1 protein-coding gene is annotated in these 258 nt (G+C 54.7%); it reads left to right on the top strand.

Translation table 11 applies throughout. The features are described 5' to 3' along the window. On the top strand, nt 1-258 hold a 258-nt coding region (locus L8G48_RS13385; RefSeq protein WP_248265091.1), incomplete at both ends, for an IS66 family transposase zinc-finger binding domain-containing protein.

A 258-nucleotide genomic window follows, 5' to 3' on the forward strand; every position in this document is an offset into this window, starting at 1 on the left:
ATGTCAGCGAGAAGCTCGACTTCATCCCGGCTAAGATACAGGTGATCCGCGACGTACGCCCGAAGTACAGTTGCCGTACTTGCGAGCAGCGAGGTACCGAAACCAGGATAAAGCAGGCACCGGTGCCAGCAAGCATGCTGCCAAAGAGCATCACTACTCCAAGCCTACTGGCCCAAATCATCACGGCTAAGTTCCAGTATGGCCTGCCGCTGTATCGTCAAGAAGCGATGTTTAAGCAGTTCGGCGCCGATATCAGTC

The sequence above is a fragment of the Idiomarina aminovorans genome, from assembly GCF_023155095.1.
GTDB classification, from domain to species: domain Bacteria; phylum Pseudomonadota; class Gammaproteobacteria; order Enterobacterales; family Alteromonadaceae; genus Idiomarina; species Idiomarina aminovorans.